The sequence below is a fragment of the uncultured Microbacterium sp. genome, assembly GCF_963524805.1.
Classification (GTDB): Bacteria; Actinomycetota; Actinomycetes; order Actinomycetales; family Microbacteriaceae; genus Microbacterium.
Genome location: NZ_CAURGG010000005.1, coordinates 65000 through 85894 on the forward strand (window position 1 = coordinate 65000; position 20895 = coordinate 85894).

The 20895-nt window shown below is 62.2% G+C and carries 12 protein-coding genes and 1 pseudogene; 7 read left to right on the top strand and 6 right to left on the bottom strand.

Going from position 1 to position 20895, the window contains the following annotated elements; genetic code table 11:
* Positions 1–37 precede the first annotated feature (37 nt).
* Positions 38–706 carry a hypothetical protein gene (locus tag RWQ91_RS11265; RefSeq protein WP_314506019.1) on the top strand — a complete coding sequence of 223 codons (669 nt, stop codon included), beginning with the start codon at positions 38–40 and terminating at the stop codon, positions 704–706.
* Between the two features lie 1013 nt (positions 707–1719).
* On the opposite strand, the gene RWQ91_RS11270 is transcribed toward RWQ91_RS11265, so the two are convergent.
* Positions 1720–2340, bottom strand: coding sequence for a hypothetical protein (locus RWQ91_RS11270; RefSeq protein WP_314506020.1), 621 nt, complete (start codon positions 2338–2340; stop codon positions 1720–1722).
* 266 nt (positions 2341–2606) lie between these two features.
* On the opposite strand from RWQ91_RS11270, the pseudogene RWQ91_RS17200 reads away from it, so the two are divergent.
* The 4 genes and pseudogenes from RWQ91_RS17200 to RWQ91_RS11285 all read left to right on the top strand — a co-directional run.
* Positions 2607–2831, top strand: a pseudogene (locus tag RWQ91_RS17200) (winged helix-turn-helix domain-containing protein); the annotation flags it as partial.
* Between the two features lie 309 nt (positions 2832–3140).
* A complete protein-coding gene (locus tag RWQ91_RS11275) occupies positions 3141–4649 on the top strand; it encodes an AAA family ATPase (protein WP_314506022.1) in 1509 nt (502 codons plus the stop codon).
* A gap of 7 nt (positions 4650–4656) precedes the next feature.
* A complete protein-coding gene (locus tag RWQ91_RS11280) occupies positions 4657–5841 on the top strand; it encodes a 5-methylcytosine restriction system specificity protein McrC (RefSeq protein WP_314506024.1) in 1185 nt (394 codons plus the stop codon).
* Positions 5842–6660: 819 nt separating this feature from the next.
* Positions 6661–7566: a hypothetical protein gene (locus RWQ91_RS11285; RefSeq protein ID WP_314506025.1), complete on the top strand. Its 906-nt coding sequence runs from the start codon at positions 6661–6663 to the stop codon at positions 7564–7566.
* Between the two features lie 213 nt (positions 7567–7779).
* Here RWQ91_RS11285 and RWQ91_RS11290 read toward each other — a convergent pair whose 3' ends face one another.
* The 5 genes from RWQ91_RS11290 to RWQ91_RS11310 all read right to left on the bottom strand — a co-directional run bounded on the left by RWQ91_RS11290 (position 7780) and on the right by RWQ91_RS11310 (position 17440).
* Entirely contained in the window at positions 7780–8142 is a 363-nt protein-coding gene (locus RWQ91_RS11290; protein ID WP_314506027.1) for a hypothetical protein, read from the bottom strand.
* 311 nt (positions 8143–8453) lie between these two features.
* Positions 8454–9251 (bottom strand): hypothetical protein, encoded by a 798-nt coding sequence (locus RWQ91_RS11295; RefSeq protein WP_314506029.1) that lies wholly within the window; start codon positions 9249–9251, stop codon positions 8454–8456.
* A 112-nt stretch (positions 9252–9363) separates the two neighbouring features.
* Complete coding sequence (locus RWQ91_RS11300) at positions 9364–11127, bottom strand: hypothetical protein (protein ID WP_314506031.1); 1764 nt, start codon at positions 11125–11127, stop codon at positions 9364–9366.
* 345 nt (positions 11128–11472) lie between these two features.
* Positions 11473–14121: an AAA family ATPase gene (locus RWQ91_RS11305; RefSeq protein WP_314506034.1), complete on the bottom strand. Its 2649-nt coding sequence runs from the start codon at positions 14119–14121 to the stop codon at positions 11473–11475.
* Between the two features lie 340 nt (positions 14122–14461).
* Entirely contained in the window at positions 14462–17440 is a 2979-nt protein-coding gene (locus tag RWQ91_RS11310; RefSeq protein ID WP_314506036.1) for an NACHT domain-containing protein, read from the bottom strand.
* Between the two features lie 659 nt (positions 17441–18099).
* Here RWQ91_RS11310 and RWQ91_RS11315 point away from each other — a divergent pair.
* A complete protein-coding gene (locus RWQ91_RS11315; RefSeq protein ID WP_314506038.1) occupies positions 18100–19629 on the top strand; it encodes an MrcB family domain-containing protein in 1530 nt (509 codons plus the stop codon).
* Positions 19626–20870, top strand: coding sequence for a 5-methylcytosine restriction system specificity protein McrC (locus RWQ91_RS11320; RefSeq protein WP_314506040.1), 1245 nt, complete (start codon positions 19626–19628; stop codon positions 20868–20870). Before RWQ91_RS11315 ends, RWQ91_RS11320 begins: the two co-directional genes overlap by 4 nt.
* Positions 20871–20895: the final 25 nt, after the last annotated feature.

The following is a 20895-nucleotide window of genomic DNA, read 5'->3' on the forward strand; positions in this document are numbered from 1 at the left end:
CGAACACTCCGTACTGCGGGCGGTCTAATGTCGTTAGGTGACCGATGACGAGCCAGTATCCTTTGACATTCTGTACGCGTTCGGCCGCTCCGTGAATCCCGTGGTATTGCGCTTCTCGGGGCGGTCAGACGACCTTGCGCGAACAAGAATCGGTGACGCCCTCCGGCATCTCTCACGGCCAAGCGAGGCTGATGGCAATGACTTCAAGCTGTCACCTCGCGCAGCCTTCGATGGAGCCGAAGAGGACACGTTGTTCTTGCATCTCACGGGAGAGGAAACTCTGGCACAGCTTCGCACGATAGTCGGTCCGGACGATTCAGCGGTTGTCCTCCGTCAAGGAGGATGGGGCGACTCGTCCGGCACAGAAGTGCTCAACTGGGTCGTTTCGGACTTCTTGCCGTTTTCACGAACGATGCTTGAGGTGTATGGCGCAGTTGAAGTGATGCGCACCGCTGGACGTGCCATCGAGAGTCGGCGCAACCGGGAGACACTTCGTGAAGCCAAGTATTGGGCTCTGTCGGGGAATTCCGAGGTCTATGGGTTGCTCAGATCGCAAGTCGACTCAATGCACTCGTGGACGGCCCAACAGGTGAAGTCGCAATTTGGGCTGGAGTTACACGATGCCGGCCGATTGATGGCGGCATGTGGTTACGAGTTTGATCGTTCTGACGAAACGTTCTACCGTCGCCGGCAACCGGGCAGCTGACTGGGTGAGTGCGCCTACTCCCGCGACCCGCAGAAGCGCGGCCACAATCGGAACGATGGTCGTTGCGTCGTTGCGTCGTTACTTCGTTACTTCGCTTTCCTGAACTAGGGCGCTTCTGACTCACAGGTAGCCAACAGCCACGGTAAGGCTGCGAAGTCGGATGATGCTCGTAGGTTATCGACATGAGCACTGCTACTCGGGCTGAGGTCGTTGCGTCCGTGCTTCTGCGTCCTGTCCCCGTGCTCTTGACGATCGTGACAATCACGACCGTAGGGTCGCTGCTCGGTCAAGCTTGGGCCTTCGCGGTGTTCTGGTCGTTGACAATCATCATCGGCGGGCTTGCTCTCACGGTCCTGGCTGGTGCCCCCCCACTGCCTCGGCTGGCTGATCGGAGCCACCTCCTCGCTAGACTTTCGTGGCTTGGGCGCTATGGGACTGCGGCGTTCTTGCTATGCGTCTCGACATTCCTGGGCGGTCTAGTCGGTACCGCTATTCCGGGGAGTTCCGCCCAGCAGGCGGTGGATGGACTAACGTCGCTCGTCCAAACGGTTGGCCTTTACGCCGGCCAGGCCGCTGTCGTCATTTTTCTTCTGTGGCTCGCAATCGATACTGGGCGCCTCCGGAGAGAAGGTCGACAAGAGGGGTTTACCCGTTCTGTTGCGTACATCGCGGGAATCCGCGTCGCGCGCTTGTGCGACCATCCCGCGATTACCCGATGGGTAATCGCGATCACCTCGCCTCTACTCGTCTCACTCGTCGCGGCCATCGTCATCATTTGGATGTTCCTGCAAACCACCGCGCTGCGCGCGTAGCCATCACTACAGCCCGCCGTTTCCAGTTCGGGTCGGCGGGCGCAACGATGCGATTTTCTGGCAAGTGAGCATCCGGGGGTGTAACCGGGTCCTCCATCAGAACAGGCGACGAGCTCTCGCGAAGCTAATGCCCCATTTGACCCCGCCCGCAAACCCCGGCCGGCAGCATTTCGCGCTGCGCGCCTCGCGAATCGAACGCCACTACATCCCCATCCCACGCCCCGCACTGGGCGCCCCCACCACCGGCCCGGTCGCCATCGCGGCCAAGTCCCGCGCCCGTGCCGCGCGCCGCATCTCCGCCTGAGCCGCGCGCACGGCATCCTGCATCGTAAGCTCCGGTGTGCCGCGCTGCATCGACTCGGCAAGACGGTCGCGGGCGGGGGCATCCGTCTGCGCGACCACGATCGCGACGTTGTGCACCCGACCTCGCGTAAGGCCGACGTACAGGCCCGCCGCGTCCACATCCGGCCCGACCACGGACGCATCGGCGGTGTCGCCCTGCACGCCATGCACCGTCGACGCGTAGGCGAGCTGCAGGTGCTCCCGCGCATACTCGGCAGACACTCGCCGCAACTCGCCGCTGTCGCCAACCGACACCAGATCGACGAACTCCTCGCGGATGCCGCGCACGATCCACTGCGCACGATTCTCGACGCCCGTGACCCGGTCGTTTCGGCGGGTTTGGACGGTGTCGCCGACGAGGATGCGCTGCTCCCCCATCCCCCACGCGAGCACGCCGGGATCCAGCTCGCCGTAATCGACTCGCCGCTGCTGAATCGCGTCGTTGATCGCATCCGCCTCAGTGTTAGTCCGGGAACACAAGTGAGCATGATGCAAAATCGAGCCCAAGCCGGATCGACTTCTGCCCGACTGAGCGCTCGGTCCGCCACGTGCAAACGGGGGCCCTAACACGCATCGTGCACGGTCCGCCTCACAGTTCTCTTCTTGCGACGCCGCGGCCCCGCTCCAGCCACACCGATGTCCGCTGATCCGATTGAATGACTTGAGCGGGTAAGCCCGCTCTAGCTTGGAGGGTGGGGCCAATGCCCGAACTGTCGTCAAAGGTGACGAAGGCTGCGCGTGCGCGGATGACACTTGACGTACTGGAGAGGGCCGGTGGCTCCGCGCGCCGCGCGGAAACGTGGGATGCCGTCGCTGAGGCGTATCCGCCGACTGGAGCGGATCTCGAGACCGTGTCCAACGGCATGCCGCGGGGTATGAACGACTGGCTGTGGTCGACGACCTTCTTCGTGAAGGCCGGCTGGATGACGAAGGACGGCAACGGCACGTGGACGATCACCGACGCTGGCCGCGAGGCACTCGCGAATTACGCTGACCCACTCGAGTTCACCGACGCCGCCCGCGCCGGATACGCCAACTGGGACAAGCAGCGCAAGGAGGCACTCGCCACTCAACTCCTGCCGCGCGACGATCAGCAGAAGCGCGTCATCCAGGCAGCGGAGATCTACAGTGAGCGTGCTCTCGGGAACAGCGAATCGGTCTTCGCGCCGGGTCGATCGATCTGGATCCCTGAGGTCGTCGACGAGGCGTACGCCGCGTTCGTCGGCGCCGGGAACACCGGCGGACAGTTCGTCGAGCAGCTCAAGCAGCAGCTCGCGAACGTGAGCGATGACGCCCGCCTGCTGATGGCCGAGCTGGTGACACTGCAGCTCCTGCCGGCGTCCCTCGACTCCATCGGCGAGAACGCGAAGCGCACGCGCGTCAACGAGGTGTTAAGCACGATGGAACACCGCGTCGAGATCCCTTCAGAGATCGAGGCGGCATTCGGCAGCGGTTCGTTCAGCACCGGTCAGCTGCTCTCTGGCCACATCGTCAACTCGCTCACTGTGCTTGTGAACTTCGCATCGGCCTGGGTGCGGCTCGCCGCAGAGGAGCGCGAGCGCAACCTCGGGGACCCGTGGGCGTTCCGCGACTTCGTCATGGCACTGCCCAAACCGAACATTCCCGCTCAAAGACTCGCGCTGATGTACCTGTTCCACCCTCAAACCTTCAAGGACATCGTTTCAGGTGATCAGCGCGAGGCGATCCGGGAGGCGTTCATTGGCGAGATTGGCCAAACGACGGGCGACCTCGACCGGGACCTCTTCCTCATCACGATCGAGCTGCAGAAAAAGCAGGGCGGACCTATCAACCTCTACAACGAGCCGCTCTGGTCGCGCTGGCATGGTTCCGACGCCCCGGTCGTTGTAGACCCGATCGAGCCCGATGTTCCCGCGACCCGCCCCGCGTTCCCCGCTGCGGACGAACTTCTCGCCGAGAAGCTCTTCGTTGACATCCCCTGGCTGCAGAGCACTCTCAACCTGCTCGAGCGCCGCCGGCAGGTGATCTTCTTCGGCCCGCCTGGCACCGGCAAGACGTATATCGCGAAGGCTCTCGCTGAGCATGCGACCGGTCAGCCCCCCCGCATCGTGCAGTTCCACCCGAGCTATTCCTACGAGGACTTCGTCGAGGGCTATCGCCCCGCGGTCGAATCGACCGGGCTCGTCTATCGGATCAAGCCCGGGCCTTTCCTCGAAGTCGCTCAGGAAGCGGCGAAGAACCCCGAGCAGAACTACGTGCTGGTCATTGACGAGATCAACCGTGGCAACATCGCCAAGATCTTCGGCGAGCTCTACTTCTTGCTGGAGTACCGAGACGAGCCTGTACGCCTCTTGTACGGAGAGCAGGAGTTCAGGCTGCCCTCCAACGTCTTCATCGTCGGAACCATGAACACGAGTGACCGTTCCATCGCGCTCCTCGATGCGGCGATGAGGCGCCGCTTCGCCTTCGTCGAACTGCATCCGGACGATCTGCCTACCTCACGGGTTCTCATAGGATGGCTCGCGGTGAATGGACATTCGGACGAGCCGGCGCGTCTTCTAGCGTCGCTCAACTCGTTAATCCACGACCGCGCGTACCGGATCGGTCCGAGCTATTTGATGCCGAGCGACGCCGACCTTTCCGACGCGCGCCTGCGGGAGATCTGGCGATATGAGATCCTGCCGCTGCTTGAAGAGGCACACTTCGGCGAAGGCATCGATATCGAGGAACGATACGGGCTCGCGGCGCTAAGGTCGCGACTCGCGCCAGCGATCATCGATGAGGCGCAAGAGGATGCCGACGACCTCTAGCATCCGTGTGGTCGAGGTCACCGAAGGAGCACCCTGGGCAACTCTTCGGGTCAGCATCGAGCAGGCCGCGGAGATCGCGGCGCTCAAGATCGGGTCGGTCTCGCCGCTCCCCAACGGCGAATGGCGCATCACCGGCATCCGCAAGGTCGGTGTCATTCGTATCGGCGACACCGAGTTGCGCATCCGACCCAAGACTCCGATTGACCGACTCTTCTACCTGCTGTCGCGCGGGAACCAATGGGGCGAATGGTTCGACGAAGACGCCTTGTTGTCGACGACCGACACTCTCCACGCGGTCATGGCCGACGTATTCGGCCGATGGGGCGAGCGTGTGTTGCGAGGCGGGGTACTGCAGGGCTACGAGGAGAGGCACAGCGCGGAGCCGTTCATCCGCGGACGTTGGCTTGTGACGGAGCAGATCGGACGGCGATTCGGGATGCCGCTCCCAGCTGAGCTCCAGTATGACGAATACACGACAGACATCGCCGCCAACCAGCTTGTGAGGTCAGCGGCGCGCCGGTTGTTGTCGTTCGGGAGCGTGCCGAGTCATGCGAGGGCGCGGCTGCACCGCATCGACCGACGGCTCGCGAACGTGAATTTGCTCACTCGGGGCGACGACCTGCCGACTATTCGATTCGATCGGCGAAATGAGCGCTACCGTCCCCTGATTGCGCTTGCTCGCCTTGTTCTTGGCAACGAGTCACTCGAGTACCTTGAAGGCGCGTCGTCCGCATCGGGATATCTGCTGAACGTCGCCGCCGTCTTCGAGGACTTCGTCGCCGCCGAGGTCGCCCGTCACGCTGCCGCAAGCGGTGGCGAGGTGGTATCGCAGCATGTATCCCGCCTGGACCTCATGGGCCACGTGACCATAAAGCCGGATCTCGTATGGCGCCGCGGAGGCCGCATACGAGCGGTGTTCGACGCCAAGTACAAGATCATCAAGAACGACGCCTTCCCGAATGCTGATGTCTACCAGATGCTCGCGTACTGCATCCGGCACAACGTGCCTGAGGGGCACCTCATCTACGCGGAGGGAGAGCCGATTCCGCAGGAGATCGCCGTTCAATCGGCGGGAGTAGACGGGGCGGTCGTGCGAATCTACGGGCACGCCGTGGATCTGTCGTGTCCCCCCCTCGAGATCGAGGCTCGCATGAAGGCGATAACCGATCGTGCGCTCGCGTCGAGGGGTTAGGTGAGGTGGCCGCAGCGGGCGAGCGAACGAGTCAGCGCCTAGACCCATCCCTGTCCCGGCTCCCCCGCCACGATCGTTGGCAAGCGCCCCCAGCGCACCGCTCAATGGTTCGTTGAACAAGTCGAGCAAGGACCTTGATGCGGACTGTGGCGAAATGGCCGTCCGCAGAACGCATGAGCGGCCGAGCTAACGTCTACACGCCTGAGGTGTTGATTATGGCGACATGGGTAGGATGCCAGTCAGAGTGGTTGGTCGATCCGATCGGGGTGATATGACGTCGAGTCTGCCAAATGGCGCGAGCCCGCCTACACCAACCGTGTCGAATCCGACGGTGGCTAACGTGGTGCCCGCTACGGTCTCGATCGCAGCAACTCCTCCCGTCGCTACGGGGGCGACTAGTTCGATGGCATCGGACGACGTAACGGTGACTGTCCCCGGTTCCGCCGACGTCGAAGGCGCGCCGCGACGAACTTTCGAGCATGCGGTGCGCGATTACGCCATCGACGTACTGGATGAGGCGAGCCGACGTGAGGTCGCCGCTCGCGGCAGCTCCTCGACAGTCGTTCAGTACACAAGCGCATATTTTGAGTCAGCCCGAATCTATGTGCGCGACCGAGGATACGTACCGAAGGTTTCGCGGTGGTATCCGTGGGCGCGATTGGGCGTCCCGATCGCCTTTTGCTTCGCAGGCATAGCCATACCGTTGATTTTCGCGGAGAACGCGTGGGTTGGGTGGGGCTTCGTAGCAGGCGGAACGCTAGTGGCAGCGACCATCTTGAGCATCGTGCTCGAATTCGCACCTCGACGTAAGGAGACGCCGTGACGTCGGTTGACCGCAAGATAGCGGCGCTCACTTCAGGTGGCGAGGCGGCGTTGATGGAGTACCTGAACGCGGAACGTTCACGAATATTGGCGGAGGCGACTTCCCTCAGCGATGGTGGCCCGCTCACCGCCGCCGACATTGTCAATGCGTATGGAGCACTTGAGGCGCGTCAGTCAGCGCCAGTGTTTCTGAGCGGATCGACGGCTGCGCGCAGCCAAATATCGGGTTCGGTGGATGCGGATGACCGCCGCAAGTGGAACTGGGTCCTCGCCAGCGTCGCCGCGATCGTAACTGGGGGCGCCTTGGCGGCGGCCCTGGCCATGAGTCTTCAAAATGGCGGAGAAGGTTGGACCGGTTTCTGGTCCATAGTGATACCCATCGTGGCGGTCGGCTTCGCGGGCTGGGCGGTGGTGAGGACCCTGGTATCGAGTGCTAGAGAACTTGCCGAAGCACGGCTCTTGATCGCCGAGCGTAAGGCGGCTCGGTTGAATCGTGAAGCCATCCGTTTTGACCCGGACTCGAGTGTTCGTCTTACCCTGGCGGACGAGCCGCTAACGCCTGATACGACGCAAGGACTGGAGTTTGTCATCAGGTGGGGCTCGGTGGAGTCCGACCTGCGACGATTGGGCACCAACACACTCGGGATTTCCGAAGAGTCTGTGGAGCGTTACCCGATCGGTGAATTGCTGCGTGGGCTGCTGCGCAGTGGAGTGATCACCTCGGACTTCTATGATGATGCACGCACTCTGCTTCGAGTTCGCAATGAGATCCTGCACAGTCAGGGGCCGTCGAAGTCGGAACTCGGTACTGCGCTCGATCTTGTCGAGCCGGTTCAGGATTGGGCGAGAAAGCTGGTCAAAGATTATCCGCTGCCGATCGACGGCAGAAATCGCTCCCAATAGAGTCACTTACGGACTCAAAGCGCGACACCACGAAGCGGTGGAGTGCCGCGAGGAACAGGTGACCACTTCAAGTGCGCAGTTGCGCGGTGACTGAGCGCGCTTCCGCAGGGGAACAAGATTGGGCTTTGGCTTGCGGCGGTTTGCCGCCCGGAAGCCGGTCGGTCAGCTTTTCGGCGGTGGATGCGCCAACGTGCAGCGCCAACCCGCACGTGTTCAGCTGGCGGCTTCCTCTGGCTGCTCCCAGTCGGCCCGATTGAAGAGCCGGGATTGAAGCGCGACCCGGAACTCGCTGGCCTGCCAGCCGGGCATCGCGAACAGGTCGGCGTACGTCTGGGCGACGCTCGCGAACCCGTGCCGCCATGCACGCGCCGCGACCAAGTCGGGCGAAACGACGCGGACCTCATCGCCTTCGGCAAGTCCCTGAGCAGCATCGGTATCCGCATAGATCAGCCGGACGCCTCTATCGGCTATCGTGTTGACGCCGCCGAGCCATTGGACCGCGGCATCCATCCCGCCGAAGGCGACGGCCGATGGACGCTTGTTTGTGAGGCTCTGAACTGCGTTCAGTGTCGTCATCGCAACGGTGTCTCGGATCAGGTTGCGATTCGCCGCCAACGTGAGCAGAACCCTGTCGTCGGCTGACGACGACGATGCCGCCTCGGCGCCGTGTCTGGACCACCCCGATGTCCTACAAGACGACCGAGCGCCTGGTGCGTGCTGGAAACCGGAGCGTCGACGGCAGCCGCGAGCGTGCTCAGATCCCGCCACTCGCGGCGACCCGCCAGCGCAGCGTCGGCGAGCGTTCGCCAGACGAGCTCGTTCGTCTTCATAGCCCCATGCCAGCCAGCTCCGGGCATTCGAGGTGAAAGGCTTTTGGTGACCCCCAACTAAAAGCGAGCCAGGTAGTCGTCGTCGTCGAGTGCGTCCTCAGTGGCCGCCACAAGTTCGGCGTCATTGAGCTCGCCAGACCCCTGAATCACGATTCGCTTCCACCACCAGATTCCCTTAGTTCCTACGACGAGCGTGCGGAATGCGAGTGTAAACGGCGCGGGCAACTCCTGAAGGGCCGCGGCCCCTTCGTTCGAACGCACTCGAGCTGAACCAACAAAGGAGGCCAGTGATACCTTTGCAGGCTTGACATCGGCCTTCGCCGATACCTTAAGGTCGGCTTTGTTGTTTTCCGAAGATACGATCATGCCTTTTTCGGCCGTGTCGACCTCAACGACAACCGCGGTTCCGACAGGTATCTTTCCTGACTTTGCCGCTTCAAGTAGTTGATCGCGCAACTCGTTCAAGTTGGTTACTCTCCTACGTCGGACGCCCGATATGTCGGCTTGCATGCCGCCAGAACTTCCGAACGACGCGTGCAGGCCGATCTCGCCTTCACCGAGCCACTTGAACTTCTCGGTAGACGCATCGATACCAAACTCGACGGCGGTCTCGCTACCGGTGCTGAAACTGATGTCTGAACCCTGGGCGGTGTCGGAGGTCGTGGTGAACGGGATGCCGTAGTCATCCAGCGTGTTGCCGGGGCGAAAGGTTAGCAGCCCGGTCGCAGCGTCGGTGGCCAGCGAGCCGACCTCTCCTAGACCAACGGGCGAGTATGGGGGCCAGTTCCCGAACCAGCCTTTCGCCGCTCCATACTTCTCTTCCCAAGCCTCGACATAGTCGTTTCCGAGCGCCATCTCAGTCCCCTCCGAGCGAGCCGCCTTTGGCCCAGACCTCGAACGATTTATACCCGACTGTTGCCCGCGAGGCAATGGTGCTGGTGACGCTGACTGCGATCGTTGAATCTGACTACCAGTTGGCGAGCATCTGCATGTTGCCGATTTCAGCGTTTACTGCGGCGCGAAGAGATGGCGGCTCGATCCGTTGAGCGATTGCCGTTACTACCGCCTGAAGTCGTCGCTGATCCATGCCGCCGGACATCTCCATGCCTCCAGTTCTCGCCCGAGCAAGCACGTCGATTACGGTCCGTGGCGTGTGTTCCGCCATCGATGTGAGCACCCTCAGATCAGAATTCGTCACCGATTCTTTCTCGCTCAGCACCCTCAAGAATTCCAGCAGGCCGCCCGTGGAGATCTCTCCAACTGTCTTGCCTACCAACGCGGAAGCCTGCACCAGGTCGATGCTGTTCTCGCGGCAGTACCTTTCGGCTTCTTCAAGCGCAATTACCCGCTCGGGCAGATTTGCCTCGATGACGGGAAACAGCGATTCGAAGCACAAGGCCATGCCGTCGACAGCGGCGAGGGCTTCGGTGCTGTCTGGTATGAGCTGTCGGACGGCCGCGGCACGCAAGAATGGGGAAGGGTGAGTTGTCGTTTCCGTGACAGCTGCGAGCTCAGACCTGTCCGGAATCGAACCCCTCCGCTTTGCGGCTGACGCTAGCTGTATCGCGCCCTCAAGGTACAGATACATCACGGCCGACGCGCTGATGACCTCGGTGGACATTTCGAGGCCCGACAGTTCAGTCGCGGCAAGCGTCGCCCTCGAGCCCTCGGCCAAGTTCTGGAGAATCGCCATCGCTGTCGCGTCCGCCCTGTACTCGCGGCGGTGCGCATCAGCGCGGTCCGCAGAAGCTGCACCATCATCGGCGATCACATGGCCTAGTTCGTGGGCAAGAATGAACAGCATTGAACCCGTCGCGAGGCCCCTTGCCTGCGCCTCGGCCGTCGGCGGCAGGTCATGTTTCGGTGTTGAGACAGGGAATCCCGCAACGCTAGTCATCCACCCAAGGACATTTGCCATCCGCAAGCCCGCTTCCTCAATCGCGGAGCCAGCATCAATGGGTCCCCGGACTGCGGGGTCGAAAGCCTCACCCACGATGGTGCGGGAGCATTCGACCAAACCCTCCACCATCCCGAGGTTGATGCGAACCGTGTAGCGGCCGGCCCAAAGCGAGAGCGCGGCCAATGATCGAAGGGGCTTGTATCGAACTCGGGCCGCGCGCACACGCGCACTTGTGCCGCTATCTTGAGGGCCTAACCCCGCGAGCAAGCCGAGCCACAGCCGCTCTATCCAGGCGGACCGGACAGCAATTGACTCGGCGAGACTCGCGTTGCTATTGATACCGAAAGCCACGTCCCCCTGATCAAGTGCTTCTTTAGCATTCGAAAGGGCATCGCTTGGAGCGCCAGACCTGGAAGTCGTTGGCAGGTCCTGGTTGCGAGCCACGTCAATCCACTCTGCGAAGGTTGTCGGTTGAACACCGGAGGACTTGGAGGATCGCGTTTGGGCTCCGATCACCACTACGTCTCCTGAATTGACCGCGATCGAAGGCGCTACAAATACTGCTTTCGAACGAGTGTCAATTACGAGCCCCGGCTGCCCTTCTTCGTTCCACCAACGGACAAGAAACTCATCAAGTTTCGCGAGACTCATCGATCCTGAAATCGAAACCCGCCGGGCGACACTGAGGGTCAGTGGGTCGACAAGACCCGATCCACTGGGATCAACGTCGACATTGCGCGCGCCCAGGTCCCGGAGTTTATTCTCGCAGTGCCTCGCCGCCTCGACATCTCCAACAGCGACACAGAAGAATGTGATTGCTTCATCAGGCATAACTCGGCATCCGTCCGTCCATCGGCGGGGCATTGGGCGTGGACAAACACTTCCGCGACTCGCGGCCAGCCGACGGCTGAAGACTACTCGTCCTTGCTTTGGCGGTCGAACCCAGCGGACCGCCGCATCAAGCCAGTCCGCGTACACCGGCGTCCTGGCCGAGTTGTTGTTCATGGGCCTCTGGTTTCGCGTTCCCTTTGTCGACCGCAGCAATCCCGTCACCCGAAGCCGTTCTTCATCAGAACACGCGAAAGGCTGTCGCGAAGGGACTGATGCCGGATCCGACCCCCGCACCCGATAGCGGCCGACAACTTGCCCGCTGAGCGCCCGGCGAATCGAACGCCGCTACATCCCCATCCCACGCCCCGCACTGGGCGCCCCCACCACCGGCCCGGTCGCCATCGCGGCCAAGTCCCGCGCCCGTGCCGCGCGCCGCATCTCCGCCTGAGCCGCGCGCACGGCATCCTGCATCGTAAGCTCCGGTGTGCCGCGCTGCATCGACTCGGCAAGACGGTCGCGGGCGGGGGCATCCGTCTGCGCGACCACGATCGCGACGTTGTGCACCCGACCTCGCGTAAGGCCGACGTACAGGCCCGCCGCGTCCACATCCGGCCCGACCACGGACGCATCGGCGGTGTCGCCCTGCACGCCATGCACCGTCGACGCGTAGGCGAGCTGCAGGTGCTCCCGCGCATACTCGGCAGACACTCGCCGCAACTCGCCGCTGTCGCCAACCGACACCAGATCGACGAACTCCTCGCGGATGCCGCGCACGATCCACTGCGCACGATTCTCGACGCCCGTGACCCGGTCGTTTCGGCGGGTTTGGACGGTGTCGCCGACGAGGATGCGCTGCTCCCCCATCCCCCACGAGACCACGCGGGGATCAAGCTCGCCGTGATCGACTCGCCGCTGCTGGATCGCGTCGTTGATGGCATCAGCCTCAGCGTTGGTGCCGGAGACCAACGTCACCCGCTTGCCGCGCGCGTGCCACTCGAAGTAGGAGTCGATCATCCGCTCACGGGCTGCCTCATGATGATCAGCCCGCACCACGTGACCGCGTTCCGCAAGCTGACCTGCAACCTCCAGCGCGTGCTCGCGGTCGCTCGTGTTGCGCAGCCGCAGCGTGAGCGCCGCGTACTCGGGATCGCGGAACCGATGCACCGTATCGAGCTCGACCGCCGCATTCGCATGCCGAATCGCCGAACCCATGGCACCGGAGTGTCCGACCGGCAGCGCCTGGTGCGGGTCCCCCACGAATGCGAGCCCGACTCCCTGCTCGATCGCGAGGTCGACGAGGACGTTGGCGGTCTGAAGATCGACCATGCCCGCTTCATCGACCACGATCCGATCGTGAGAACGCAATACGTACTGCGCCGGCCCGCTATATGCGACACCCGTGTTGGGGTCGATCTGCCCCACGCGCAGTCGTGTCCACATCTTCGCACCGGTCTGATCGGCACCCCACCGGTAGCCGTGGTCTGCGAGCAGTGCATGAATACTGGATGCCGCAGCCCCGACCTCGCGAGACGCCACAGTCGCCGCTTTCCGGGTAGGAGCGACGACGAGCATCCGCCGCCGCTGCGCTCCGAGCGCTGCAAACGCAACACGCAGCATCGTCGTCTTGCCTGTGCCGGCGGGGCCGGTGACCGTGACGAGCCCGTCGGTCCCGGCGATTGCGCACGCGGCAACGACTTGCGATGCATCCAGTGTCGAGATGTCCTCGTTGGGCGCGAATCGATACATCTCATTCGGTAGGAGTGAGCGCCCCGGCCGGGCAAGCACGTCGAGGCGTCCAGCGAGGCGCACCTTTGCGCGCACCGTCTCGGTGGCCATGAAGGCCTTCACGTGGGCCGGCGGAACCTCGGGAACGAGCCGATAGACGGCCTTCGCGGCGCGCGTTGCAATCTCGACGATCACGTCGTCGAGCTGGTTGCGCTCCGCAACGATGCCCGTCCGCGAGAGTGCGCGCGTTGCGCCAGCGCGGATGTCGAAGGTACTGAACCGTCCGCCACACGATGTGGACCGTTCGTCCGCATCGACGATCGCCGTAGCCGCGAGCAGATCCAGATCGAGGGCGTGCAGGTCTGTCGCAGCGACTGCAATCGGTGCACGCGCGGTGATCAGGCTCTTGTCGATCGCCGCGATCTCGTCGCGGACGCGCGACTCCCACGACATCTCCTCCAGGTCTTCCGGCTTGTTCGGTCGCGCTACCGCCCAAGCACGCCGGTCGATCTGATGCAGCACCTGTGCGCTCGGCGCCGAGCCCCCGTGCGCCGCCGACCACTCCGCGATCAGGCGCGTTCGATTCCGCTCGATCTGGCCCGACCTGCGCGAGAGCGGGCGGACGGCGCCGGCGAGTTCGGCGATCTCGCCCGAGTCGTCGAGTCTGTACCCGTGGCGTGCAAGCGCGGCGATCCACGCGGGATCTGTGCGGGCGGCGAGCTCCCCCTCGGCGTTGACGACGGTGTGCAGCTTCATCGCGACACGCGAGTCGAGGTTCGACCACCTGCCGTCCGCGCCAAGCACTTTGATGTTCAGCCACAGGTGACGGTGGATGTGCGGGTCGAGCGCTCGGGATCGGCGGTGCTGCAGCTCGACGACCTCGATGCGCGTGATCTCCTCGCGAGTGAGCCCACCATGCCCGCGTCGCGCGTTGAGCTCGGTCTGCCAAGTGAGCAGGATGCGCTCACGCAGCCGGTCTTGCAGCGCCTCGAACTCGCCCGCGAGCTCGGGATGCAGCAACGCGGCGATGCTGTACGACTTCGGGTGGTTGAGCGTCCCGTCGAGCAGCAGGTCGGCGTCGGGGGTCAGGCGCTGGTGTCCTCGTTCCCCGCCGGTAATGGGGTCGTGCCCGGTGAGCCAGACACGAAGACCGCCGGCCGTGAGCTGGTCGGTCGTGATGACGCCGTTGTCGACGATGAACCGAGAGACGGTTGAATCGGATGCTGCGCCATACGCGTCGAGCGCTTCGACGCCCGTCGGGTAGGGCATGTGAGCGTCGCACGTGCCCTCTAGAGCATACGAGATCGCGTGCCGAACCCCGCGGGATTCGACGCCCCTCTTCCACCGCTCCAGACCTCCGCGCATGGCGCCAGAGTAGGCTAGGTTTTCGCCGTTATCCAGGGATTTTTCTTCGATGCAGGTATCCGTAGCAAAGCGGTCTCAAAGGGCGTCGTCCACCGTGGGTGCCTGCGTGCATCGTCTGAGGCTGCCTCTTGTGGTATCCGCCAGCGAATCTGCTAGTTCGCCTGCCTACTCAGATCATTCAGCGAGCGGGACCGGATCTGTTGACCGTCTGATACTAGGTGTCTCGGGTACGCATCAAGCCGCCTCAAACTCCGCGGCGGCGCCGACTTATAGCAATGCTTCCGACGTCTACGACGGGGTATGGCTCGGTATGTTCTGTTTGCCGTTCAAGGGCGGCCAAGTCCTCGAAGACATGCGTTCCGCCTTCTTGCCAATTCGCAGCAAAGGCTCGAACATCATCCGAAGCCGACGAAAGCAATCGATCGAATGTACCCCGCTTTTCACTCGCAAACTGGACCCAGCTCGCACGAAGATCGGTGACCCCTCGTCCACGCCTTCGGTCATTGAAGCTGTACAGCTCGACCCGCCCCAGATGCGCAATTACAGCCGCATCCACTATCGGCGTGGGCTGGGCACGGTGGCGGGTTGGACGGGTGACAGACCCGCTGCGCACGACACCGACTGCAGACCGATCACCTCGACGGAACTGCTCCATGAACAGTTCAGCGAACGCGATAACACCGTGCTGGAAACTTTCTGGAGCGGTATCCCAATCACGACGGAACGACAGCAGCATTGACTCGGTGACGGAGAGTCCGCCCCCGGCGATACCGAAGGTGCTCGGCTCCTCATAGAACGCGAGGCCGAACGATTCACCCTTACCTTGCAAGATCTCCACGGCCTTAGTTGGCGACAAGGCGCCACACAACGCGAGAACCTCCACTGCTCCGCGAACGGCTCCGCTCAACTCTGCATGCTCGAGATACCGGGCGTGTTTTGCTCCCGTTTCGAGAAACGTTCGTTCCCACACCTCAGCGCCGTCGCTTAGACCAACGCGCGACCGAACAACCGAGCGGACGATGGCGTTCAAAAGGAACCACGAGGCAACGCGAATCTGACTTTCGTTGGCGAATGCTGCGTCGATGCCGTGCTCGATCTCAGATGCGACAATTGCCGCGTCCTGTCCGGTCGCCGAAGACCTCAACTCGTGCCATGGAGTCATCGGGTTAAACTCCCTGCCGTCCTGCCCGACACCGTCGATACCGAAACTGAGACAGGCAGCGGCTATTTCCCGGATCAGAGACGGAGAAACCACGGCGAAGGAAGTGCATCTGGCAACGAACGCGAGAACTCGACCGCGGTTGTCGGCAGTCCTTCGACGTCGTTCGTGCAGCATCGATGAGAGGACGCGCTCAGTTCCCCGCTCAAGTCTGTCGGCCTGCTGGACAGCAAGCTGGGCGACGACGTCCCACTCCTCACGTGCGACGCGAGGGAGGAGCATCGCTGAGAGTTTCTCAGGGGTGTCGTTGATCCTGGTGAGATGCACCGCCGCAAAGTACTCAAGGAAGGTGCGATGAGTGAAGGTGTAGAGCGACTGCCCCTCCTCGGTTGTTCCAGCGTCGGTGAAGACCCACGCGCGGCCGCTGCAGTATTCAACAAACTCCTGGGCCGCGAGTTGTGCGTCCTCGCGGGTCTCCACTGCGCGCGGGTAGAGGTAGTCCGTAAGAAGCGCGACAAGTTGCGCCTCGCCGATACCTGTTTCGCTTGCTTCGGACTGGAGGAAAGCAAAGGCGAGATACTTCATCGCAGAATCAAGGTGGGCGCGCGCTTGCAGGGGGGTCTCGATTCCCCTGTGACCGTCCCACTTCTCGAAAAGCAGTTTGGCGCAGCGTTCGTACACTTCGGGGCGGTTGCGCGGTATGTAATTCTCCCCTCGAAAGAGTATGCACATCAGCGCGAGCATCAGTGGGTTCGAGCGTAGGTCAGGCACAGACTCGCTCTGCGCATAGAAATCCACTGCGTGCGCGTCCGCCTGCTGAGGCGTGAAGTCAAGTTGCGCGTCGAACCACTTGCGGACGTAGGTCTCCACTTCGTCTTCCGAGAAGCCATCAATGATGAATGAGCTGAACTGCTCTGGGTCAAGCTGGGCAAGGTCGTAACCGACTCGACGAGAAGTAACTAGCACGGGAACCAGCGGGTACCGGAAGCAGAAGGTCTCCACGACGCGCGTGATGTCTCGGCGCTTTGTACTGTCGATCAGCTCGTCGAGTCCATCGAATATCACCATTGCTCTGCCGGCCGCGAACAGATCCTGCAGCGCACCCTCAACTGGGTCAACCTGGTACCGAGGCTTCAGCTCTCGCTCGATGTAGGACAGAACTGAGTGATCTTCAGCGTGAGGAGCAAAATCCCGCAGCGTTATATGAAACGGAACCCGGGCACTCGCGTCGCGTGCAAGAGTCAGCGCAACGAAATTTGAGAGGGTGGACTTACCTCCCCCCGGGTCACCCAGCACTACAGTGCGGTTGATAGCAGCGATGAAGTCGGACACATCTAGCTCCGGCCCAGATGCCTTGTGCCGATGGGTCCGCAGTTGCGGCGCCACGTAAAGCCGATCCATCGGTACTTTTCGATTCGTGGTGAAGTCGGGGGGGCGAATATATCCATGTATGTCCGCGCATAGACGGCGGTACTCGCGGACAAAGTCATCCATCCGACCACGGATCTCGTTATCTTCAGCCCGAACCAGCGCCCGATGATGCGGTTCGATGTTGTCGAGAATCGATGCGATTCGCTGCAGCAGCCCCACTTGCTGCAACTGAGACAGCGACTGAGGATCCGAATCTCGCAGATGGCTGATGGCCGCCACGCACACGCCGCGCAACGCGTCGGCGAAGTATGCCGCGAAAACGTCGGCGTCGGCTTCGGTTGCGCCGCGAGAATGAAGTTCTTGTCGCAGATAGAGCCGAAGGCTGGTGGAGGCAGTCTCCTCGTCACCGGCACGGCTCCCGATGAGTGCTGAGAAGGCTACCTCCTGGACCAGGTCTCGATACTGCGGCGCGCTTACCGCAGCCTCCACGAGCTCAGCATCGACCGCGCCTTGCATATGGCCAGCCATATCCAGAGCGCCGATGCTGCTCCTGAGCTGGTCGGGATCCAGGCTCTGCGCATTCTCATACAGCCTGACCGCGTCCCGCCGATTCTTGCGTGCAACCGAATCGATCACGAGCGATGCGCCAAAGCTCAAAGCCTCGACAACAGCGCCGATCATTCCAAAGTCCATCTTCATCCCCTTCGACGACGTTCGACTCGATGCACGGCTATCGGCCCAGAATAGTGTCGCGGTTATCGCAGTCATGCACGGCACAGCCATGCGAATCAGGAGGTCGGCATCGAGCGGCGATTGCAAGCAGCAAGAGTTTCGTCTTGGCGACCACGCAGGATCCCAATCACTTGGATCCTCATGCGGAGCATCCTCCAGTGGCGCAAACCGGCAGGCGGCCGCGAAAGCTATTGCCCGTTATCGTGACCGAACGACCGATCCTGAGCGGTTTGGCCCTGCCGGTGCACCCGGTAGCGCTAACGCTGGCCGTAACGGAGCCTCTACGAGACGAGCTCATCGCTACGGTGACCGACCTTCTCGCCGGCCGTGGCCCGATTAGGTGGTTGAGCGAAGGCCCCTCAGAAAACGGCTTCGCGTCGAGTGCGTCCGTGACCCGGCCCAGGTGAAGGACCTTCCTATTGCCGAGTCATCGCGAACTGGCTCTGATCGAGCACATCGCGCTACCGGCCATTACGAGTGGATCCAAAGACAGCTTGCCCCTAGCAATCGTGACGGAGGCCGAGCTTGGTTGGCGAACAATCACCTGACCGGCGATGATCGCGGGTGCCCATGCGCCGCGAAAGGCAGAGCCGCACCGAACCCTGCAATAGGTTGGCGAGATGACGGACGAACCCCAGAGTCTTCCGACCGGTCTCGGCGAGCTTGTCCAGGGCGTGCTAGAACTTCAGTCGCACTTCACACCTGGCCAGTCTCCAGCGATGTCGCGACGGCGCGACATGATCGGCAACATTACAAACGCAATGACTGCCACGCTGGTTGGTGCAGCGAACCATGTCTTGCAAGTCAAGGGAAGTAACGGGGTCGGTAACAACGCGAAGGTGCCTTGGGTCCGCATCTTCGATCCCGCCCAATCGCCAAAGCCCACTCTCGGCTGGTATGTAGTACTGCTGTTCGCTGCCGACGGATCTGCGGCATTCCTCTCGCTCAACCAGGGTGTCACGAAGCTAGACCGCACCAGCATCGAAGCGAACGTTTCGGACGGCTGGAATCGAGTGTCTGCTTCGTCCGAGTCGCGACATGCGCCCATGGAGGAATCAACTCGGTCTGTCGACCTTCGCGATCCAGGCCTGGGCGCGCAGTACGGACGAGGCAACCTGCTTGCGTTCCGATTCGAGCGCGACCATGTGCCGTCCGACCAGGAGATCGAGGGCCGGCTCCTTTGGCTCACGGAACTCCTCACGCTCCTGCCCGATACATCGGGCCTACCCAGTCAGAAACAGGATGCGAACCTGAACGCTGTGCTGGTCGTAGATGAGGTCACCGATGATGCCGGGGAGCAACTTCGGGCAGTCGCGGCCGCGACCCATTGGCCAGAGGACGAGATCCTCAAAATGGTCGAGAGTCTCGTGGACGCCAGCCCACAAATCGTGCTCGCCGGGCCCCCTGGTACTGGTAAGACCTTCGTCGCGCGCCACCTCGCGGCATATCTGCTCGGTCAAGCCGGAAACGTGGAGAACAACCCGCAGATCGAAGTAGTCCAGTTTCATCCGACCTACGGCTATGAGGAGTTTGTCGAGGGACTTCGACCTACCGTCGGCAACACGGGAGCATTTGAATTTGCCCCCGTTGCCGGAACCATCGTCAAGCTCGCCGACGCTATAGCCGAGGACGGGCAACCGCGCGTGCTGATTATCGACGAGATGAATCGAGCGAACCTCCCACGTGTCTTTGGCGAGCTGTACTACTTGCTCGAGTACCGAGATCAAGAGGTACGACTGATGTACCGCGATCGATTCGCGCTGCCGGAGCAGCTCATGATCATCGGGACGATGAACACTGCGGACCGAAGCATCCGAAGCGTGGACTTCGCTCTGAGAAGGCGCTTCGACTTCTTCGACGTTCTGCCGTCGTCGCTGGTTCTTCACGCGCACTACTCGTCGGGCGACCACGTCAACGAGCTTGGGGCGGCCCTCTACACCGGCTTCGATGCCCTTAACGACGCGGTCGCTGGTCTGATGGGTGACCGGCATCACGGGGTTGGCCATAGCTACTTCATGGTCGAGCGGATGACCGCGCAAAAGCTCCAAGCAGTCTGGGAACGCCAAGTCCATCCGCTGCTCGAGGACTACGTAGGCGGGAATCTCCCATTGCTGGAGGGGCTGACGCTCGAGAACCTGTTCAGCGGATGAGAACACTGCAGATTTCGGAGGCGCGAGCCACAACGCAGTCGTTTACGGACGAACAGGCCGCGGCGCTCGCGCACCTCGGGGTTGTGCTGGCTAGCGAACGACGCTGGTGGGGAGCCGCAGATCTCGGAAGCGGCGGAGGATCTGTCTTCCGGCTAACGAAGCTGTATGGAGGAAGCTGGCGCCTCGACGTCGGCAACGTTGTGGGCGTGGTGGGTCTGCCGGATCTAACACTCATCATCGAGCCCAAGATCGGGATGGATCACTTTCGGCACCTGCTTGCCCGGTCGAATGGTCTGCCCCGGGTCGACTCATCTCCAACATCCCTGGAAGCAGCGCCCGACCTCCAGCGGTTGGTCATCGAGTGGTTCGTCTCCGAGCTTGACGCATTGTTTCGCCGAGGCATTGTCAGGGACTACGTCAGCACTTCCGAGAGGCTCCCCTATGTGCGAGGTCACGTCAACCTCGCCTCGACATCGCGCCAGTGGCTGCAGGGCAAGGTCGTGGCGGATTGCGAGTTCGAAGACTTTACGGAGGACACTCCTCTCAACCGATACCTGGCTACGGCCGCGCTGCAGGCTCGCCGCTCACCGTGGATCAATGACCGTATGAGGGCCAGGCTGGCCTACGCCGCTCGCGAGCTGCCGGCCCCGCGTCCAGAGCCTCTGCCAGATGTCGACGTAGAGAATCTGCCGGCAAGGTACCGCCACTACCAACGACCAGTGAAATACGCGATCGATATTCTCTCTGGGGTCGGCCGTTCCCTTGAAACAGGAGACCAGGCGTCTGGGACGTTCCTCTTCAATTCGGCGGCGGTCGTCGAAGACGGTATCAGGATTGTCCTGGCTGACGGACTACGGCCGCTACGAGTCGTGAAGACCGGTGGACGCTATTTGCTGCCGGCGTTTGTGTCTGTTAATCCGGACCTTGAGTTTGGGCCGCCGCCTTTCACCGGTGACGTGAAGTACAAAATTGGTGACCGCAGCTGGAATCGACAAGATCTCGCTCAGGCCGTCTTGTTCGCAGCGGCGTACAAGAGTCCGCACGCGATCATCACCGACTTTGTGGAGCGAGACCCGTCTCACCGTGAGTTGAACGTGGGTGACATCAAGGTCTCGCGTCTCCGCTGGGTTGTGGGGAAAGGAACTGGTCCCGAGGAGTCTGAGCGCCTATTCGTGGACGCCGCCCAAGACCGAATGACAGCGGCTTTGACTGAGCTTTCAGGGTCCGCGCAGCTCGCTTAGGAAATGAGGACTCGCCAGATCGCTG